At 43.6% G+C, this 20,216-nt stretch carries 16 protein-coding genes; 6 read left to right on the top strand and 10 right to left on the bottom strand.

The window, feature by feature from the left end:
* Positions 1-2: 2 nt before the first annotated feature.
* From cmoB to metG, 3 genes are read right to left on the bottom strand one after another with little or no spacing between them, the layout of a single operon-like run.
* A complete protein-coding gene (cmoB, locus tag HFELIS_RS03595) occupies positions 3-803 on the bottom strand; it encodes a tRNA 5-methoxyuridine(34)/uridine 5-oxyacetic acid(34) synthase CmoB (RefSeq protein ID WP_013469173.1) in 801 nt (266 codons plus the stop codon).
* Positions 790-1,740, bottom strand: a complete 951-nt coding sequence (locus tag HFELIS_RS03590; protein ID WP_013469172.1) for a hypothetical protein — start codon at positions 1,738-1,740, stop codon at positions 790-792. Before HFELIS_RS03590 ends, cmoB begins: the two co-directional genes overlap by 14 nt.
* Positions 1,740-3,587, bottom strand: coding sequence for a methionine--tRNA ligase (metG, locus tag HFELIS_RS03585; RefSeq protein WP_013469171.1), 1,848 nt, complete (start codon positions 3,585-3,587; stop codon positions 1,740-1,742). The genes HFELIS_RS03590 and metG overlap by 1 nt, the downstream gene beginning before the upstream one ends.
* 50 nt (positions 3,588-3,637) lie before the next feature.
* Between metG and HFELIS_RS03580 the strand changes: the two genes are divergently transcribed.
* The gene (locus HFELIS_RS03580; RefSeq protein ID WP_013469170.1) at positions 3,638-4,807 is read left to right on the top strand and encodes a class I SAM-dependent methyltransferase; all 1,170 of its coding nucleotides are present in this window, start codon (positions 3,638-3,640) and stop codon (positions 4,805-4,807) included.
* A gap of 39 nt (positions 4,808-4,846) precedes the next feature.
* On the opposite strand, the gene HFELIS_RS03575 is transcribed toward HFELIS_RS03580, so the two are convergent.
* Both HFELIS_RS03575 and selA read right to left on the bottom strand, forming a co-directional pair.
* Positions 4,847-5,791, bottom strand: coding sequence for a glycosyltransferase family 10 domain-containing protein (locus HFELIS_RS03575; RefSeq protein ID WP_231844210.1), 945 nt, complete (start codon positions 5,789-5,791; stop codon positions 4,847-4,849).
* A gap of 236 nt (positions 5,792-6,027) precedes the next feature.
* Positions 6,028-7,353, bottom strand: a complete 1,326-nt coding sequence (gene selA, locus HFELIS_RS08720; RefSeq protein WP_081458366.1) for an L-seryl-tRNA(Sec) selenium transferase — start codon at positions 7,351-7,353, stop codon at positions 6,028-6,030.
* A gap of 124 nt (positions 7,354-7,477) precedes the next feature.
* Between selA and HFELIS_RS03565 the strand changes: the two genes are divergently transcribed.
* Positions 7,478-9,061 carry a DUF2779 domain-containing protein gene (locus HFELIS_RS03565; protein WP_041302761.1) on the top strand — a complete coding sequence of 528 codons (1,584 nt, stop codon included), beginning with the start codon at positions 7,478-7,480 and terminating at the stop codon, positions 9,059-9,061.
* A gap of 82 nt (positions 9,062-9,143) precedes the next feature.
* On the opposite strand, the gene HFELIS_RS03560 is transcribed toward HFELIS_RS03565, so the two are convergent.
* Entirely contained in the window at positions 9,144-9,599 is a 456-nt protein-coding gene (locus HFELIS_RS03560; protein ID WP_013469166.1) for an S-ribosylhomocysteine lyase, read from the bottom strand.
* Positions 9,600-10,409: 810 nt separating this feature from the next.
* On the opposite strand from HFELIS_RS03560, the gene HFELIS_RS03555 reads away from it, so the two are divergent.
* Entirely contained in the window at positions 10,410-11,231 is an 822-nt protein-coding gene (locus tag HFELIS_RS03555; protein ID WP_049776937.1) for an outer membrane beta-barrel protein, read from the top strand.
* Between the two features lie 150 nt (positions 11,232-11,381).
* Here the strand turns inward: HFELIS_RS03555 and HFELIS_RS03550 are convergent, their stop codons facing one another.
* A complete protein-coding gene (locus HFELIS_RS03550; RefSeq protein ID WP_104726394.1) occupies positions 11,382-11,666 on the bottom strand; it encodes a hypothetical protein in 285 nt (94 codons plus the stop codon).
* 124 nt (positions 11,667-11,790) lie between these two features.
* Between HFELIS_RS03550 and HFELIS_RS03545 the strand changes: the two genes are divergently transcribed.
* Positions 11,791-13,374, top strand: a complete 1,584-nt coding sequence (locus HFELIS_RS03545) for a DUF2779 domain-containing protein (protein WP_041302761.1) — start codon at positions 11,791-11,793, stop codon at positions 13,372-13,374.
* An 82-nt stretch (positions 13,375-13,456) separates the two neighbouring features.
* On the opposite strand, the gene HFELIS_RS03540 is transcribed toward HFELIS_RS03545, so the two are convergent.
* Genes HFELIS_RS03540 through HFELIS_RS03530 form a run of 3 tightly spaced genes read right to left on the bottom strand, consistent with a single transcriptional unit; the run spans position 13,457 to position 15,998 of the window.
* A complete protein-coding gene (locus HFELIS_RS03540) occupies positions 13,457-13,912 on the bottom strand; it encodes an S-ribosylhomocysteine lyase (protein WP_013469166.1) in 456 nt (151 codons plus the stop codon).
* Positions 13,913-13,923: 11 nt separating this feature from the next.
* Complete coding sequence (locus tag HFELIS_RS03535; RefSeq protein ID WP_013469165.1) at positions 13,924-15,066, bottom strand: cystathionine gamma-synthase; 1,143 nt, start codon at positions 15,064-15,066, stop codon at positions 13,924-13,926.
* 14 nt (positions 15,067-15,080) lie between these two features.
* Positions 15,081-15,998, bottom strand: a complete 918-nt coding sequence (locus HFELIS_RS03530; protein WP_013469164.1) for a PLP-dependent cysteine synthase family protein — start codon at positions 15,996-15,998, stop codon at positions 15,081-15,083.
* Positions 15,999-16,064: 66 nt separating this feature from the next.
* On the opposite strand from HFELIS_RS03530, the gene HFELIS_RS09635 reads away from it, so the two are divergent.
* Together HFELIS_RS09635 and HFELIS_RS03520 are read left to right on the top strand one after the other, a co-directional pair.
* A complete protein-coding gene (locus HFELIS_RS09635; RefSeq protein WP_013469163.1) occupies positions 16,065-18,833 on the top strand; it encodes an AAA family ATPase in 2,769 nt (922 codons plus the stop codon).
* Positions 18,830-20,215 (top strand): McrC family protein, encoded by a 1,386-nt coding sequence (locus HFELIS_RS03520; RefSeq protein WP_013469162.1) that lies wholly within the window; start codon positions 18,830-18,832, stop codon positions 20,213-20,215. The genes HFELIS_RS09635 and HFELIS_RS03520 overlap by 4 nt, the downstream gene beginning before the upstream one ends.
* Position 20,216 lies beyond the last annotated feature (1 nt).

Here is a 20,216-nt window from a genome sequence, read left to right as displayed (position 1 = left end):
ATTCATCCTTTTTGCAAAATAAAATACCCCCTACAGGGAGCAGGATAACCCTCCACACTCTTAGAAACATCGCTAGAATCTAAAAAAGACTCCAAACTCAAACCCTCAATCCAGATTGTTTTGCGCTGTTCTTCTAAGGTAGTTGGGCACTTTGTTAACATAACACAGCTAGTAAAACCGGCTTTAAAAGCCCAATTCTCTAAGGCCTTAGGGCTGGGGATAAAAAAAACATTGCTCATTTTAGCATAAGTGCGCGGGCACAAGGCGATTTCTAGGGAACTTTCATAAATAAGAGTGTCTAAGATCAATACCCCTCCTTTTTTCAAACCCATGTGCAAGGCTTTAAGCGCATTATGGGGGTCTTTGCGATGGTAGAGCACTCCCAAACAAAAGATCACATCAAAACGCTTGGGGTAGGTGCGCAAATCCTCCACCCCCAAACTTTCATAAGTAATAGGAAGTTTTAAGAGATTATTAATGAAATCAAATTGGCGTTGATACAGCGCGCTAGGATCAAAGCCGGTCAAACTCTTAGGATTTTCTTTAGCCATGCAAAAGAGATGGTAGCCATTATTACAACCCACATCAGCGACATCCTTATTTTGCAAAGAAACCGCGCCTTTAAGAATCTCCCATTTAAAATCACTGCGCCACTCACTATTAATTTTAAAGCCTCGATCGCCCTGTTCAATCATAAAGGGACCTTTGCGCCAAGGCCGCAAGCTCCACGCTTCCTCATAAAGATCGCGCTCAAAATCCTCTACAAAAAGGCGAATGCCCGATTCAACACTAAAATTTGCCAAATAGACTCTTTGAAGCGTGTTTAAAAGCAAGCAGATGAGGGATATTCACATCGCCAAAGATTAGCCCCAAAGAAAATGGTCGGAGCAATAAAGTTTTAAGATGATCCAAATCTTCATAAATATGGCAGGGAGTGTCTAAGGGCACAGGGCTAAAAATTTGCACCACATGCCAGGGGGCTAAGTTATGGATATACTCTAACAAAGCTTGCAGACTCTCCACCTCTAGCCCGCCAACTAAAATCTTATGCCCTTGCGTGCTGGGTTCTAGGGCATCATTGACATAAAAGGGGCGCATCAAGGCTAAAGCTCCCAAGTGTTCTAGGCGCGCTTCTAACCCGAGCACTTCACAGGCAAACAGGGCCTGCGCTAAATCAGGGGCATAAAAACTAGGTAAATGGAGGTCTAGGCGTTGATCTTTATAGAGAATACTCAAAGAGAAAAGTTGTTCTAGCAAGATATTAAATGGCTGATGTATTGGCAAGGTGATCTCTTGTTCAAAATAGCGTTTTAGTTGGGGATTGTAAAAGATCACATGACCCATTTGATCTAAATCAAGATTTAAAAGTTCCACTTCTGCGCCCTCAAAAAAAAGCACTTTGGGATTTTCTACAATTTTAGAGAGGATGGTAAAAGTGATTTTAGAAACACAGAGCGCACAAACTCCCAAAAGGTGGTAGCGCAACAATCTAAAGAGGGCCTGATCCAAATTAGAAACATAAATCCAAGCAATCTCAGGATCGCTAATTTCCATGTTTTGGTCGTATAAAACTCCATAAGCTCCATTTTCTATTGCTGTTTGAATATCTTGGGACTGCAGGGCTACAAAAAGCGCGCCCCTTGCCCTCTTTGGGTTGGTCGTAGCGTGCGCAAAGGCGCGGATATAAGGCGTGCTTTGAAGCACGCCCCTAGTGATCTCTACCACCTCAGCCACATACACTAGCTAATAGAACTCCCCTCTTTAACCGCGCTACAAGGGGCGATGAGGTGCAAGCCTTCTTGATCTTGTGCGCTTAAGATCATCCCCTCACTCACCACACCTAACATTTTTCTAGGCTCTAAATTCAACACCGCGCAAACCTGCTTACCCTCTAAATCTTGTGGTTGGTAGTGCTTGGCAATGCCTGATAAAATGGTGCGCGTGCGATCTCCAAAATCTACTTTCAATAACAAGAGTTTATCACTTCCTTGAAGCCTTTCTGCCTGCAAAACGCGCCCCACGCGCAAATCTAACTTTTGAAAATCCTTAATGCAGATGGTGGGCATGCTAGAAGCTGGGGCGGGGGCAGGGGTTTTAGGGGGCTCTTGGCGGGGGAAGAGGGGCGGAGTTTTTTCTAACACAAGGGAGAGGGGCTTTTGCTCACAGATCGCACTAAAGCCTTTAGGACTCAATTCCACACCCAGCAATGTGGCTAATTTTTGCGCACTCTCTGGGATAATGGGGTAGAGATAGTAGACAGATTTAACTAAAAGCGTGGCTATCAAACCCAATAACGCCATGATCTTTGTTTGATCTTGCATTTTCCAAGGCTCTGTGCGCGCAATTAAGGCGTTCGCGCCCTCAAAGACCTTCCATAAATCCTCAAGGTATTTATGCGGTTGCATCGCCTCCATATGCCCATCTAAGGGGGCAAAAAGCGCATGCAAAGTTTCATAGTCTTCTTTGTAGTGCTCAAGGGTATGAGTGCTTTGCACACGCCCCTCAAAGTAACGCCCCGCCATGCCACTCAGTCTTTGCACTAAATTGCCTAGCGTGTTGCTTAAATCCGCATTGGCACGGCGCAAAAGGGCTTCTTGGGAGAAATCCCCATCTTGTCCTAAAGGCACTTCGCGCAAGAGAAAATAACGCAATACATCCCTGCCATAGGTTTGCGCTATGCTTTGAGCACAGAGCACATTGCCAATACTCTTGCTCATTTTCACCCCCTCAATGGTCCACCACCCATGCACGCAGAGATGTTTAAAAAGAGGGAGTTCTAAACTCATCAAAAAAGCGGGCCAATAGATGGCATGGAAGCGCAAAATATCCTTACCCACAACATGGATTGCATGATCAAAATAGCCCATTTTCCCCCCATTAGGGTAACCCAACGCGCTTACATAGTTTAGCAACGCGTCCAACCACACATAGACAACATGTTTAGGATCGTTAAGATTCTTGGGCAATTTGATCCCCCATTCAAAACTTGTGCGTGTGATCGAGAGATCGTGCAAGCCCTGCTCAATGAAGCGCAAAACCTCATGCGTCCTATAGGTGGGCAAAATGGTCTTGGGATTTTTGGCATAGAAATCCAAAAGGCGATCTTGATACTTGCTTAGGGCAAAAAAATAACTCTCTTCTTCTAAGATACTCGTTTCTCTCTGACAATCCGGACAGCGCGCCTCCCCAGTTACAAAGCTCTCACAGCTCACACAATAAGCCCCCTTGTAAGTGCCTTTGTAAATATCCCCCCGTGCTAACATCGCCTCAAAGGCATACTGCACAGCAAACATATGAGAGTCATCCGTAGTGCGGATAAAGTGATCATAATCAATTCCAAAAAAATCCCATTGATCGCGGAATTTAGAACTGATCTTGGAGGCGTATTCTAAAGGGCTTACTTGGTGTTTGAGCGCGCTTTGGGCGATCTTTTGCCCATGCTCATCAGTGCCAGTGAGTAAAAAAACATCATCAGCGCGCAGGGCATAATATTTTTTGAGCATATCCGCAATAAAAGTTGTGTAAGCATGTCCTAAATGTGGGACATCATTGACATAATAAATAGGTGTAGTAACGAGCTTTTGCATGCACTTCCTTAAAGTCTAAAAGGCTTATAATAGCATAAAAGGATGCGCAAATGTTAGCCAAAATGCTACTAAAATCCAAACTCAAAGCCTTTAAAAATGGCGATTACCGCGTGATTTTTTGGGATAAAGAGGTTTATACCAATGGCACCAAAACCCCAAAATTTACCATCAAATTTAACCGCCGCCTTAAAAGAAGCGACATCAAAAAGGACATGTCTTTAACTATGGCTGAGGCCTACATGGATGGAGTGATTGATATAGAGGGTTCTATAGATGAATTGATGCGTGTTCTTTATTTGCACACTAATTACGCGCATTTACACAGACATGACGGGGCTATCCCCATCCAAGCTTCCGCTAAAGAGAGCGCTAATATCCAAAGCCATTACGATCTGGGCAATGATTTTTACCGCCTTTGGCTAGATGAAACTTTAAGCTATTCTTGCGCTTATTTTAAAACCCCAAAAGACACTCTGCAGCAAGCCCAACTCCAAAAAATCGATCACACCTTAAAAAAGCTCGACCTCAAACAGGGGGAAAAGCTTTTAGATATTGGCTGTGGTTGGGGCTATCTCTCGATCCGCGCTGCACAAGAATACCATGTTGATGTGGTGGGTATCACTATTTCTGAAGAACAATTCAAAAAAGCTAGCCAACGGGTAAAAGATATGGGGCTGGAGGACAGCGTTACTATCAGATTGCTCAATTACCAAGATTTAGATGGCATGCATGAACGCTTTGATAAGGTCGTGAGCGTGGGCATGTTTGAGCATGTGGGTAAGGAAAATCTTCCCTTCTATTTTAAGAAGGTGAAGGAAGTTTTAAAAGTGGGAGGGACTTTTTTACTCCATAGTATCCTGTGCTGTTTTGAGGGCACTACCAACGCGTGGATGGACAAATACATTTTTCCGGGCGGGTATCTCCCCTCTCTTAGAGAGGTGATCTCTATCACAGCTGAAAGTGATTTTCATTTAGTCTTTGCGGAGAGTTTGCGCCTACATTATGCCAAAACCCTAGATATTTGGCTTGAGAATTTTCTCCAAAATCAGGACAAGATTGTGCGCATGTACGATCAGAGATTTGTGCGGATGTGGGAGCTCTACCTTAAAACATGCGCTTCGGCTTTCCGCGTGGGCAGTGTAGACCTCTATCAACTTCTCTTCACTCACAGCGTGGATAATAGTATCTCCTTAACTCCCATTGAACATGTTTATCGTTAAACTCCCATTCATACGCATTCTTATTTGAACAAAAAGATATTAGGGTCTCTTGCGCTTCCATAATTTTTTATGGAGCTTTTTGAGGAGGAGTTGCAGATGTTCTCTTCCAGAGCATGCTTCTAGCACGGTGTCGCGGCTTGGATGCCGATATTTGTACACACTGTTACTAAGTACACGGACCTGCTCGTGATAGTTATGCGGACTTTCTATCGCATTGACCAAAAAGTCTAAGATTTTCTTAAAACTCAAATCATGGCAAAATTTCGGTTTGCCTTCCACAATGCTAAGCGGGTGAGCATGGAGCATTTCTAAATAGGCATTGTCATGGGTGTCCAAATAGTGCACAAAATCGATCGCCTCATCTAGGTTGGCAAAATCATGGACATTCACAAAACTTTTAGGGTTAAAATCCAAATGCACTAACGGATTACCCCAATAAATAGGAATAGTGTGGGCAAAATAAGCATCCACAATTTTCTCAGTGGTATAACCCATGCCACAAGAGTTTTCAAAGCACAAATTGAACTTATATTGGGCTAAAAAGTCATGTTTATTAGATACGGGTTTTCCTATAGTGTTAAACACTCTCCCACCCCCAGCCACAGGGCGATACTCGTTGAGTTGCTGGTAAAAATTATTGCGCATGGGGGCTCCCCAGTTGGAAGCCACAAAACTAGCAAACTCTCGTTCAAGAGGATTTTTCTGTTCTCTAGCTAGGGCATCTAAATGAGGGTATTTGTCAGCAAAAGAAATTTTAGTGCATGTGGAGTTAAGGGGTAGATGGAGTGTCAAAGGAGAGTGTAGCATCTCGTGCGCTCCATCCAGTCTAAAAGGAGGATTAGACGCATGAGTAATGATGTGCAAGAACCAATGGAGAGACTGGTAATAAAGAGGCACGCGCAAATAGCGATCTCCAAACTCCAAATGATCAAAACTCATGGCAAAGTCGTAGACATTAAAATCAATGCGCTCATTTTCTCCCATAAACACAAGACGCTTTTTGGGATTAGTCAAGGCTTGGTACAACTCTTCTAGTGTTCTATGGTGCACTCCAAGGAGGCAATCACAATCCGCCTTTTTATAACGAAACATGTATTGGTGCGGAAAATGTATAAAAAACCACCCTTAAAATCATTAAATCGCGATCATTGTAGTCTAAATTTAAAGCTTTTTGTGGGGGGGGGGGGGGGGGGGTAGCTTGGTGCTCTCAACAAAGGCATCTAAGAGGGGTTGGAACATGAAAAACCTTTATAAAAATTTTCTAAAACTTCTTGCACACAACACACTAACGCGCGCATGTCCTTTTCAAAAAGCGCGTAGACATCTAGCACCACGCAATCAGAGCGCACCACTCCAGCTACGCCTCTTTTATAGAGGGCGTGATAAAGGGCTTTGCAATCTATATTAGCTTGTAATTGCACCCCAAAACTCTCTAAAGCCCCCATCTGCACGCCCCCGCCTACGCGCGCTTGCGTGGGGATCACAAAGGCTTTTAATCCGGTTATCTGACTTAAAGCGCGGTGTAATTTCAAAGCTTTATTCAGCAAAGCATCTTTATCTTGCTCTAAAAGAGTTTGCAGAGGAGTTTTTTGCCCTTGTAAATAGTCTTGTAAGCTCTTGGTGAGTAAAAAAAGCGTGATTTTATCCACCCTAAAAGCACGATAAAGCGGGTGCGTGCGCAGGGCTTCTATATATTCTCTTTCCCCTAGCACAATCCCAGCCTGCACGCTTCCTAGTAACTTATCCGCACTAAAGCTCAATAGATGCGCGTTCTTAAGGGCTTTTTTAGTGTGCTCTAAACTTTGCACACTCCCCAAATCCTCATAAAAGATCAAACCTCTTTCTTGGGCTAGGGCAAAAAGAGATTGAGAAGACGCGCTGGCTACAAACCCCTGCATAGAAAAATTGCTCCAATGCACGCTAGCAATTAGTGCGCTGGTATCATTACAAGCATTCTTATAATCGCGCAAATAGGTTTTATTGGTGCTGCCCACTAATTTAAGATGAGTCGCACTCTCTAAGAGTTCATGCGCTCTAAAACCTCCCCCAATTTCTACCAACTGCCCATAAGAGAGCAAGGTTTGTTTGCGCTTAGATTTAGGAGCAAATGCGCTCGCCACCAACACTAACGCGCTGGCGTTGTTATTGAGAATGAGCGCATCTGGGGCGTTAAAAAGTGCTTTTAAAAGATTTTGCGCCTGAAAAGCGCGCTCAAAACGCGTAGCGCGCTCCAAATCTACCTCTAAATCCACATAACCGCTTAAAATTTCCAATTCTCTAAGCGCGCCACTCTCCAAAGGCGCGCGCCCTAAATTGGTGGAGAGCAACACCCCCGTAGCGTTATAGACCTTTTTAAAAGGGGGGGCTAGCAGGGCTTCATAGCGCGCTTGGAGCGCATTACACCACTGGGCTAAGTTTTCATAAGTGCATTGATTTAGCCGACACTCCTCCAGTAATTCATTAGCCAAAGCCTTTAGAATCGCGCGATCGTAGTCTGCAAAACAAGGAGCATTTAACAATGTGTGCATAGCGGGTAGGGATTGCATGGGGGGCATTGTAGCACAGATTCCTCGTGCTTTTGATTTTGTTCGCTTAAAAGAAATGATTAATGCTTGTTGGCATAAAACACAGTAAAATCAAATTCTCAATTTAATCTCCAAAGGAGAATCCATGCATTTGTCTAAATCTAAATTTTTAAAAGGTATGCAGTGTTCTAAAATGCTGTGGTTAGATAAACACAACAAAGAAGCGTTGCGAACTAACCCAGCGTTTTTGAAAAAAGCACAAAGTGGGCAAGAAGTGGGGCAACTGGCTCGGGATTTGTTCCCCGGTGGCAAAGAGATTGCCTATAATCCAGATGATATGGCGGGCATGGCAACGCGCACAAAGGAATTGATTGATCAGGGTGTTAAAATCATCTACGAAGCCACCTTTGAATATCGAGGGATTTTTGTGATGGTGGATATTTTGGAGATTGAGGGCAATCGTGTGGTGCTCAATGAAGTGAAAAGCTCTACAAACATCTATAAGGACAGCAGGGCGCAACATCCCAAAGAAGAATATTTGTGGGATTTGGGGATACAATATTATGTTTTGGCAGGTTTGGGTTATAAAGTTGAGGGGGCGTATTTGATCTGCCTGAACAACACTTACATTAGAGAGGGTGCGCTAGATTTAAAAAGTTTGTTCTTAAAAAACGACTTGTTAGAGTTCGTTGAGGATTTCCAAAGTGAAATCTCTGAGCATTTGGCACATATGGAACAAATCCTAGCAAACCAACAAGAACCCAAAATCGCCATTGGCAAACATTGCAACGCCCCCCATGAATGTTCAGCTAAGTCTTATTGTTGGGAAGAACAGCAGGGGATTAAAGGGCATGATCATATCTTTGCCCTTGCAAGACACGCATTTAGTGATAAAATTATGAAGCTGTATCAAGACAAAAAAATCTTTTTTAAAGATTTAAAAGAAGAAGACATCCAATCTTTCACCTTTGCTCAAAGAATGCAGATAGAATACACCAAGACAAACACGCCACACATACAGAAAGACGAAATCAAAGAATTCTTGGCGACTCTCAAGTATCCCCTCTATCATTTGGATTTTGAAACCTATCAGTCCGCCATCCCTCCATTTGATGGGGTGAAACCCTATGAGCAAATCCCTTTCCAGTATTCGATCCACATAGAGCATGAGGATGGGCGCATAGAACACAAAGAGTTTTTAGCAGATTGTGGCACAGATGGGCGTTTAGAATTAGCCCAAAAGTTAGTCGCCGATATTCCCAAAAATGCCTGTGTGTTAGCCTACAACTCTGGTTTTGAAAAAAGCGTGCTTAAAGGGTTAGCGGATTTGTTTGCCACTAACGCAGGATTTAAGATAGATAAATTGCGGGATTTGATCGATTTTTCCGACACACAACTCCCTCAAATAGTCAAGGATCTATTGCAAATCAGAAGCAATGTATTAGATTTAATGACTCCATTCCAACGGGGGCATTACTATGATCCAAAAATGGGTGGGAGTTACTCCATTAAGAGCGTTTTGCCCGCTTTAGTGCCCGACTTTGAAAAGGCTTATAAGGATTTGGAGCTCGTGCATAATGGCGAGGAAGCGATGGAGGCTTATGCTAAAATGCCTCACATGTCTAAAGCCGAGCAAGAAAAAACCAAAAAAGCTCTTTTAGAATATTGCAAGCTGGACACTTTGGCAATGGTGAAGGTGTTGGAGGTGTTGAGAAGAGTTGCGGCGTAAGGTTTTGCTTTTTAGGAGGGGGTTTTAGTTCCAACTCCCATCCTCTTAACTAGGCTTTTTTTGCGCGCTCCTGGCTGTACGCCTAAAGCACTTCGCTCCACTCAGCGCGTTTGGCTAAAAAGGCGCGCGCTAAGGTTTGTGCGCCCTCTAAGGTGTGGTTAGCTGCCCAACCACATTGTTTCTCATTGCATGCAGGCACTTCTTTAGCTTTGAGCACATCTCGCATGGTCTTTTCCAAGAGTTCTAAAATTTCGTTGTAATTGTCGTGGTTGAGCACCAACAAATAAAAACCCGTCTGGCAACCCATAGGCGACCAATCTAGTATATAGTTGGCGTGGTTGCGGATGAGTTCAGCGACCAAGTGTTCCAAAGAGTGCAAACTGGGCATGTCCATGTGCTCTTGATTGGGCTGTTTGAGGCGCACATCGTATTTAACAATCATATCGCCATGTTGTCCCCTCTTGCGATCGGCTACACGCACATAGGGGGCTTTAACTTTAGTGTGATCCAAATTGAAACTCTCAACATTCATTTTCATAAATTACTCCTTTAATCCAGTTTAGCAAGGGCTTGCTCTAAATCCTCTAGCAAGGGGGGGGGGGGGGGGGTAGCTTGGTGCTCTCAACAAAGGCATCTAAGAGGGGTTGGAACATGAAAAACCTTTATAAAACTTTTTAATTATCTATAAGCATCCGTATGAGAATTGCTTTAAATGCGTTTTTACTCTAAAATTCTTACAAAGAGGTTTTATCCCTGATACCCTCCCATAAAAGCTAGGAGATTCTACCTCTAGTACAAATCGTGGCCTCAAACAAACAGCGCGCTTAAAATCTGTTCTCTATTGCTAAGGTTAATGCCCCAAGGGTATTACCGTGCTTACCCTATAAAATCCTACAAGGTTGAGATTTCTCAAAAGCTTTTGCATGTCCGCAAGCATTAATAGCAAACTCTGCTAGAGGCAACGCTTTTAGTCGCTTAAGCTTTAGCTAGGGGCTTTAGGGTGCGCTAGATACTTCCATAAACCACCACTTCCTAAAAGAGGGAGGCTAAACAGAAATTAGATTTTAAGCTGACTTTTGCTGTTTATGGTCCGCAAGGCTAGATCCACTGATAGATGGAGATTAGTACTAATTGTCATTGCGCTTAATTGAGTGATCAGAATGAGCGTATTAGCTCTTAGCACTGATGGCAAAGTTTTGCGCGCGGATGGATAAAGTCGCTGCTTTAAAGAAATGATTTATAGCGTGGATAAAAACTCTTTTAGTGTTGGGTTGAGTTTGAAGGATTTTTAGGACAACTTGGTACACTTATGCTACAATAGCCCCTTAAATTTCACAAAGGAAGAGGAATGGTTTTTAGCAAACGTGGCGCGTTTCTTTCTGTTTTTTTTTTAGGAGGCTTAGGGTTTTTGGGCGCAGAAACTAATGGTGCTTTTTTGGGGGCAGGGTTTCAGTATTCTTACTTAGCCGGTGCTGATCACTACACCAAACTCAACACCACTCAAACAACTCCTTTTCAAGTAGATGAACTAGCTATTGAAAGTAATTTATATGGGGGGGATTTACAGGTAGGCTATAAGCAATTTTTTGGCACAAGCAAGCGTTTTGGCTTGCGTTACTATGGCATGTTTAGTGGACACACGGGCAATTATTATAAAAGTGGTTTTAACACGTCAGCGCAATATATGGCGATGACCACAGTAGGTAGAGCCACAAACTTTTTCTATGGGGTTGGCATGGACGCGCTGTATAACTTTTATGAAAACAAGGCTAAAGAGCGTTCTTTTGGAGTTTTTGGGGGCTTTGTGATTGGGGGAAGCAGTTGGTATTTAGATAAGGGTTATCGCAATTCTCTATGTCTGACAACCTATCTTGGAAATCCTGCAAGCTGTGTATCTGTCAATGCATCTTTGGGGGCCAAATACAAGGACACACAAACTAAATTTCAGCCCACCTATGTGCAATTTGCCTTTAATCTAGGCTTTCGTTTGAACTTTAGCAAACATGTGGGGGTGGAAACGGGTGTGCGTGTCCCTGTGATCAATGATCCCTTCTTTAAAGGCAAGAATACCACAGATGATGGTGAGATTCCTGGAGGCAATGGTTCAACAGAGGAGTTTGCCTTTAGGCGTACCATTGTCTTTTTTATTAACTATGTCGCTAATTTTTAACTTAACCAGGTGTCTAGGGCATAACTTGCAATATCTTACAAGGCACGCCTAAGGACTCCCCATCGCCCAAACGCCCCCGTAAGGGTAGCAGAGATAGGTAGAGTGGCTAAAGCAGTGGTTCCTACAAGCCACCGCCCCGCTAAAGCACTGCTAAAGGTTAAAAGCACTCAGCGCGCCACTCTCCAAAGGCGCGCGCCCTAAATTGGTGGAGAGCAACACCCCCGTAGCGTTATAGACCTTTTTAAAAGGGGGGGCTAGCAGGGCTTCATAGCGCGCTTGGAGCGCATTACACCACTGGGCTAAGTTTTCATAAGTGCATTGATTTAGCCGACACTCCTCCAGTAATTCATTAGCCAAAGCCTTTAGAATCGCGCGATCGTAGTCTGCAAAACAAGGAGCATTTAACAATGTGTGCATAGCGGGTAGGGATTGCATGGGGGGCATTGTAGCACAGATTCCTCGTGCTTTTGATTTTGTTCGCTTAAAAGAAATGATTAATGCTTGTTGGCATAAAACACAGTAAAATCAAATTCTCAATTTAATCTCCAAAGGAGAATCCATGCATTTGTCTAAATCTAAATTTTTAAAAGGTATGCAGTGTTCTAAAATGCTGTGGTTAGATAAACACAACAAAGAAGCGTTGCGAACTAACCCAGCGTTTTTGAAAAAAGCACAAAGTGGGCAAGAAGTGGGGCAACTGGCTCGGGATTTGTTCCCCGGTGGCAAAGAGATTGCCTATAATCCAGATGATATGGCGGGCATGGCAACGCGCACAAAGGAATTGATTGATCAGGGTGTTAAAATCATCTACGAAGCCACCTTTGAATATCGAGGGATTTTTGTGATGGTGGATATTTTGGAGATTGAGGGCAATCGTGTGGTGCTCAATGAAGTGAAAAGCTCTACAAACATCTATAAGGACAGCAGGGCGCAACATCCCAAAGAAGAATATTTGTGGGATTTGGGGATACAATATTATGTTTTGGCAGGTTTGGGTTATAAAGTTGAGGGGGCGTATTTGATCTGCCTGAACAACACTTACATTAGAGAGGGTGCGCTAGATTTAAAAAGTTTGTTCTTAAAAAACGACTTGTTAGAGTTCGTTGAGGATTTCCAAAGTGAAATCTCTGAGCATTTGGCACATATGGAACAAATCCTAGCAAACCAACAAGAACCCAAAATCGCCATTGGCAAACATTGCAACGCCCCCCATGAATGTTCAGCTAAGTCTTATTGTTGGGAAGAACAGCAGGGGATTAAAGGGCATGATCATATCTTTGCCCTTGCAAGACACGCATTTAGTGATAAAATTATGAAGCTGTATCAAGACAAAAAAATCTTTTTTAAAGATTTAAAAGAAGAAGACATCCAATCTTTCACCTTTGCTCAAAGAATGCAGATAGAATACACCAAGACAAACACGCCACACATACAGAAAGACGAAATCAAAGAATTCTTGGCGACTCTCAAGTATCCCCTCTATCATTTGGATTTTGAAACCTATCAGTCCGCCATCCCTCCATTTGATGGGGTGAAACCCTATGAGCAAATCCCTTTCCAGTATTCGATCCACATAGAGCATGAGGATGGGCGCATAGAACACAAAGAGTTTTTAGCAGATTGTGGCACAGATGGGCGTTTAGAATTAGCCCAAAAGTTAGTCGCCGATATTCCCAAAAATGCCTGTGTGTTAGCCTACAACTCTGGTTTTGAAAAAAGCGTGCTTAAAGGGTTAGCGGATTTGTTTGCCACTAACGCAGGATTTAAGATAGATAAATTGCGGGATTTGATCGATTTTTCCGACACACAACTCCCTCAAATAGTCAAGGATCTATTGCAAATCAGAAGCAATGTATTAGATTTAATGACTCCATTCCAACGGGGGCATTACTATGATCCAAAAATGGGTGGGAGTTACTCCATTAAGAGCGTTTTGCCCGCTTTAGTGCCCGACTTTGAAAAGGCTTATAAGGATTTGGAGCTCGTGCATAATGGCGAGGAAGCGATGGAGGCTTATGCTAAAATGCCTCACATGTCTAAAGCCGAGCAAGAAAAAACCAAAAAAGCTCTTTTAGAATATTGCAAGCTGGACACTTTGGCAATGGTGAAGGTGTTGGAGGTGTTGAGAAGAGTTGCGGCGTAAGGTTTTGCTTTTTAGGAGGGGGTTTTAGTTCCAACTCCCATCCTCTTAACTAGGCTTTTTTTGCGCGCTCCTGGCTGTACGCCTAAAGCACTTCGCTCCACTCAGCGCGTTTGGCTAAAAAGGCGCGCGCTAAGGTTTGTGCGCCCTCTAAGGTGTGGTTAGCTGCCCAACCACATTGTTTCTCATTGCATGCAGGCACTTCTTTAGCTTTGAGCACATCTCGCATGGTCTTTTCCAAGAGTTCTAAAATTTCGTTGTAATTGTCGTGGTTGAGCACCAACAAATAAAAACCCGTCTGGCAACCCATAGGCGACCAATCTAGTATATAGTTGGCGTGGTTGCGGATGAGTTCAGCGACCAAGTGTTCCAAAGAGTGCAAACTGGGCATGTCCATGTGCTCTTGATTGGGCTGTTTGAGGCGCACATCGTATTTAACAATCATATCGCCATGTTGTCCCCTCTTGCGATCGGCTACACGCACATAGGGGGCTTTAACTTTAGTGTGATCCAAATTGAAACTCTCAACATTCATTTTCATAAATTACTCCTTTAATCCAGTTTAGCAAGGGCTTGCTCTAAATCCTCTAGCAAATCTTGGCTATCTTCAATGCCTACTGACAGGCGCACTAATCCGTTCTTAATCCCTGCAGCCTCGCGTTGCTCTTTGGGAATGCTCGCATGGGTCATTAGTGCGGGCACACCTACCAAACTCTCCACCCCGCCCAAACTCTCGCCCAAAATGAATAAGTTTAAGCTCTCCACAAAGCGGATGGCTTGGCTGTCCTCTTTGAGCGTGAAAGAGAGCATCCCGCTAAAATTGCGCATCTGGATTTTAGCTAGCTCGTGGTGGGGGTGTGTGGGCAAACCGGGGTAGTAGACTTTTTGCACTTTGGGATGGGTGTTTAAAAACTCTGCTATACAAAGGGCGTTTTTTTGGTGCGCTTGCATACGCAGGGCTAAGGTTTTCATCCCTCTTTGCAAGAGCCAGCTATCCCAAGGCCCTAGCACTCCTCCAATAGCGTTTTGAAAAAAGGCAATCTGTTCGGCTAAGTCTTGGTTATTGGTGCTTACAAGTCCAGCAACCACATCGCTATGCCCGCCTAAGTATTTTGTCCCGCTGTGCACCACAATGTCCGCACCCAAACTTAAGGGGTTTTGGGCGTAGGGAGTCGCAAAGGTGTTATCTACAATCGTTAGCAAATGATGCGCTTTGGCAATGCCGCTACAAAGTTTCAAGTCGGTGATTTTGAGCAGGGGATTACTAGGGGTTTCTAAATAAAGGGCTTTGGTGTTAGATTGAATGGCCTTTTCTATTTGGGTGGGGGTAGTGGTGTCTATGATGGTGCAAGTAAGCCCGCACCTAGCGAGCACCTTGTCAAATAGGCGGAAAGTCCCTCCATAAATATCATCGCCCAGCAAGACATGATCGCCTTGTTTTAAGAGCGAGAACACGGCGTGAATGCCTGCTAGCCCTGAGGCAAAGGCAAAACCCTTGAGTCCACCCTCTAAGTCTGCAATCAACTCCTCTAGGGCAAAGCGCGTAGGATTGCCTGAGCGCGAGTATTCATAACCCTTATGCCCTCCTATGCCCTCTTGGCGGTAGGTGGAGGTCTGATAAATGGGCACGCTCACCGCCCCTGTTGCTCTATCCTCGCTGATGCCCCCGTGGATGAGTTTTGTTTGCATGCGCATGTGATTTCCTTTTTTCATAAATAAATACCCTTAGAGAGATAACGATCCGCCATATCAGGGAAGATTGTCAAAACCACGCTTCCCTTTGGGAGGCGTTGCACCTCACGCAAAGCTGCCACAAAAGCTGCCCCACTAGAGCTCCCCACCAATAAACCACTTTTTCTAGCCAACTCTCTCGTGCAATCAAAACCCTCTTTATCTGTGATGGTTTCAAAGCCATCAATCTCCAAATCTGCAAAAAAGGGCGGGATAAACTCCACCCCAATGCCCTCAATTTCATGGGGTCCGGGTTCTCCTCCATTTAAAATCGAACCCTCCGGTTCTACCCCAATAAGACGCAGGGAGGGGATTTTCTCTTTGAGATATTTAGCTGTGCCTGCAAAAGTACCCCCGCTCCCAATTCCTGCTACAAAGCTAGTAATCTGAGTGCCTAATTCTTGGAAAATTTCAGGGGCTAGGGTGTGGTAATAGGTTTGGGGATTGAGCGGGTTTTCAAACTGCAGGGGCAGGTAGCTATGAGGAATATTTTTAGCTAATTCCTTGCTTTTGGCAATCGCGCCCTTAATACCCTCCTTAGTGGGGGTATTGACAATCTCTGCTCCTAAGGCGCGCATAATTTGTTGTTTTTCTAGACTAAATTTTTCTGGGACAACAAAAATAGTTCTTAGGCGGTGTTCTAGGGCGACTAAAGCTAGGGCAATGCCCGTATTGCCCGCAGTTGGCTCAATGATGGTGGTTTTGGAGGTGATCTTGCCCGTTTTTAATGCCTCTTTTATGAGGTATTGGCCTAAGCGATCTTTAATGCTCCCTCCCGGGCTTAAGTGCTCCAATTTGGCATAAATGATCGAGCCTTGCGGGATGGGGTAATCTTGGCTAGTGAATTTAAAAATGGGGGTAGAACCGATAATGTCCGTCATTGCGGTGATGATCATGATTTTCTCCTATTAAAGAGTTTAGCCTATAATGCGGATTTTTAAAATAACATTAAGAGGCAGACCATGCTAGAGATCACTTGGAATACAGAACAAAGAAAAGCGTTTCAGGGGTTATTGCGTGAGTTCGTGCAAGCGATAGATAAAAAGGTAGCTAGCGGGGATTTGACAACAGGGGGCATGCAACCTAGCAAGTTGGCAGAAAAATTTGATCATGTCTTGTCTGATCTGCACTATAAAAGTGGGGTTTCTTTTGGATCGGGGCGCTTGGCTCAGAGTCCAGCGGTGATTTTCTGCCCCACTCGCATTCTAGGGGAAGGTTTTGTCAATGGAACAAAGCCTCAACAGAGTCGTGGGTTTTACATTTGGTTTGCCTATCATTGGAAAGATTCTGAGGAAAACTTAGAGTATGAAAAGGGTTTTCATTTGGCTATGGGCAGATCTGTGAATGAAAGCGGATTGGCCGCGTGCCAAAAGTGCCCGGCTTATCAAAAGATTTTTGAGGAGCTTAACCCCAAGTATGAAGTTTATGATAACTTAGAGGATGACTTAGAGAAAATCACAGATCATTTTTTAGAATTGGTGGCTATTTTCAATGCGATCCCCCCAGAGGACTTTAAAGGAGATGATATGGAAAAGATAGAGTGGAGCACAGAACAGAAATCAGAGTTTTTAGAGTTGTTGCAGGAGTTTGTGGGTTTAGTGGATGGAGCTGTGCGGGAGTGGGAAGCGCAGGGGAGGCGCAAAAACTCTAACCCCCCTTTGGAAAATGAGCGTGAGGTGCTTTCAAATAACCTTAATGCGTTTGCAAAGGAGTGGGGGTATCAGTCCTATATTCACATGGGTGGTCAGAATTTTGGAAAAAAGGGGTATGCAGGAATTGTCTTTTTTCGTGAAGAAATTTTGAAAGATGGGTTTATTAACACCGCCACAGCCACCCATCATCGGGGCTTTGATATTTGGATTGGTTACAATTGGCATGGCAAGGTAAAGGGTGTCCCTACAAAAGGATTTGTTTGTTGCATAGGTATAGATTGGTGGGATAAAGAAAACTTTGAAAATTGTAAAAAATGCCCAGCGTATAAGCATTTTTTTAAAAATAAAAGAAAGTCTATAAAGTCGCAAAAGTATTTTGATACTTATGACAACCTAGAGGACTTTAAGCAAAACATCACAGGCTACTTCCTAAAATGTGCTAATGCGCTTAATGCTGTCCACATAGATAACTTTAAAAAAAATCCTTCACAAACACCCCAAGAAAACCACAAAGGAGAACCTATGAATAATAAAACCCCCCTAAACCAAATCCTCTTTGGACCTCCCGGCACGGGCAAGACTTATAACACCATTCATAAAGCGTTGGAGATTTTGGACTTTACAAGTGATCAAGCCATCGTAGAGAAATTTAAGGCATTAGAAGAACAGGGGGAATTTAAAAAACAAATTCCCCAAGGAGATAGCGAGGAAGACAAAAGAGCTCGCGCTAAACTCTTGTTTGATTATTGCAAAGATCGAGGGCGTATTGACTTTGTAACCTTCCATCAAAGCTATGGTTATGAAGAATTTGTAGAGGGAATCAAGCCAGAGATGGCTAGCCAGCAGGTGTGCTACAGAGTCGAGGACGGGATTTTTAAGAGAATGTGCCAAGAGGCTCAAAAGGCTTTAAAACCTGAAAATTCAGATACAGGCGCACAAGAAGAAAACATGAGCACACAAGAAGACATGGACTATCTAGATCGTCTGCTCTGTAATTTTGTCCAATATGTGGGAGAAACCACGAATCAAGGCAAAGAATTTGCCCTAGATGAGGGAGTCGATAGATCGGCAACCATCAAAGAGATTACCGAGCGCAAAGGCATTAGCAAGATTACTCACAAAGAAGTCTCTATGTTTTCTTTCAAGCTTGGAGGTTCTGTCAAAGAGGACAGCACATCCTTAGGAAGAGGTATTATAGAGAGAGATTATTTTAAATTTAAGAGGGGAGAGATTGTAAATGCGCAGGCTATCAAACCTTGGGATGCAGGAAGCAAACAAGAAAGTCTAGGTAACAACACATACTATTATAAACTTTTTGAAAAAATGAGGGAGTTTGAACAAAACCACTTTAAAACACAAGCACAATCCCCCAAAGCTCCCCCCAAGCAACCCTATATTCTTATCATCGATGAAATCAACCGGGGCAATATTTCTAAGATTTTTGGCGAGCTCATTACCCTTATTGAGCCTAGCAAACGACTAGGTAGTAGCGAGGAATTGCGGGTTACTCTGCCTTATAGCAAAAAGCCTTTTGGCGTGCCCGACAATCTTTACATCATCGGCACGATGAACACCGCCGATCGCTCTATCGCCTTGCTAGATACCGCCCTGCGCCGTAGATTTACCTTTGTAGAGATGATGCCTGATTCTACTTTACTTAAAAATTGCGCAGGGGTTGATTTGCAAGCCCTTTTAGAAGCAATGAATGCGCGCATAGAGTTTTTGCTCGACCAAAACCACACCATCGGACATAGCTACTTCTTGGGACTAAAAGATTTGTCAGATTTGCAAGATTGCTTTAAAAACAAGATCATCCCGCTCTTGCAAGAGTATTTTTATGACGATCACGCCAAGGTTGAAGCAGTGTTAAATGGCAATGGCATGCTGGCGGTTAAAGAGGTCCAAAAAATGGGGGCTGTTTTAGGAAAACTCGTAGAGGACTTTGTAGATGCGGATAAAAAAGTCTATGACATGACAGAGGCTACGGGGTGGGGGGTTGCTGTTTTTAAAAAAATATACGAGACAAACAAAGATAACTCTATCAAGTCTGACACACAGCCCTCAGTAGATAATCCATGAAAACCACCCCCACGCTCTATTTAGCCGAATACCAAGCCTTTAGCGAGACGGATATTGCAGAGTGTTTAAAAGAACACAGGGCTAAAGCCCCTCGGATATGGGAGGCTTTGCTAGATTTTGCCCACCAAGAGGGCAACCACACCTTTTTGAGGTTTAAAAACAAGCGCACCCTCAAGACCCAAAACTATGTGGGCTTAATCCAAGTTCAAGGTTTTTGCATTGAGATACTGCCCAAAATTTGTGGACACGACCTAGATAAGGATCATGTCCCCGGGTGTCCAAAACAAATCCCCAAACTCGATCGCTCCAAGTTTCAAGATCAGGTTAAGAAGTTTGTAAAGTCGCAAGATAGCCTAGAGCCTCCACACAAACCCGATTGCCCCCTCTGCCATGCTAAAGCGGTGCTTTATAATTGCCTGATCACTCTCAAAGACGCGCCTTTTAAACAGAGCCAATTTTCCCAGCTCCATAGCGCGCATTTGCCTCTGCTAGATATCTTTGTGCAAATGTTTTTAGACGCGTGTGCCCAGCTCATTAAGCGGGGGTTGAAGCGGGATTATCTAGCTATCTCTGAAAATCGCCACTATCTTAAGGGTAAGTTAGAGTTCGCCAACCACCTCAAATATAATTTGATTCACAAAGAACGCTTTTACACCACTAGCGATGAATATAGCCTAGATAATCCGCCTAATCGCCTCATTAGATCCACGCTGGAAATGCTTAAAACCTTGAGCCTAAGCCCCAAGAGCCAAGAGAAGTTAAATAGCGTGCGCTTTGTTTTTGATGAGGTGCGTGTTAGCACCCACATAGAAAGAGATTTTGCTAAAAGTGCGCATGCTAGTCGTTTTAAGGAATATGAACATCTTTTGGCATGGTGCGATCTGTTCTTGCGCAAAAAATCTCTGACTCCTTATAGCGGGACAAGCCGTGCCTATGCGTTGCTATTTCCTATGGAGAAACTTTTTGAATCCTTTGTAGGGCATTGGCTTAAAAAAAGTTTAGAGGGCTATAGCGTGGGTTTGCAAAAGCAAAACCGCAAATATCTAATGTTGGATCAACAAAATAGAAGGTGTTTTGAAATGTTCCCAGATATTGTGCTTGAAAACGACACAGAAATTACCATTTTAGACACCAAGTGGAAGTTACTTAAAGTGCAAAAAGATATATCCCATGCCGATCTTTACCAGATGTGGGCGTATGCGAGCAAATACGCTTTACCTCAACAAGATCGACCCACGCGCCAAGTGCAAGTGTGGTTAGTTTATCCTCACCAAGAGACAGAAGCAATACAGCCTTTGACTTTTAAGGCCAGCGAGCTATTTAAACTAGGGGATATTGCGCTTTCTGTGCGTTTTTTCCCACTCCATATCAAAGGTGATTAGG

It is taken from the genome of Helicobacter felis ATCC 49179 (assembly GCF_000200595.1).
In the GTDB taxonomy this organism is placed as follows: domain Bacteria; phylum Campylobacterota; class Campylobacteria; order Campylobacterales; family Helicobacteraceae; genus Helicobacter; species Helicobacter felis.
This window is presented reverse-complemented; position numbering and strand designations above follow the sequence as displayed.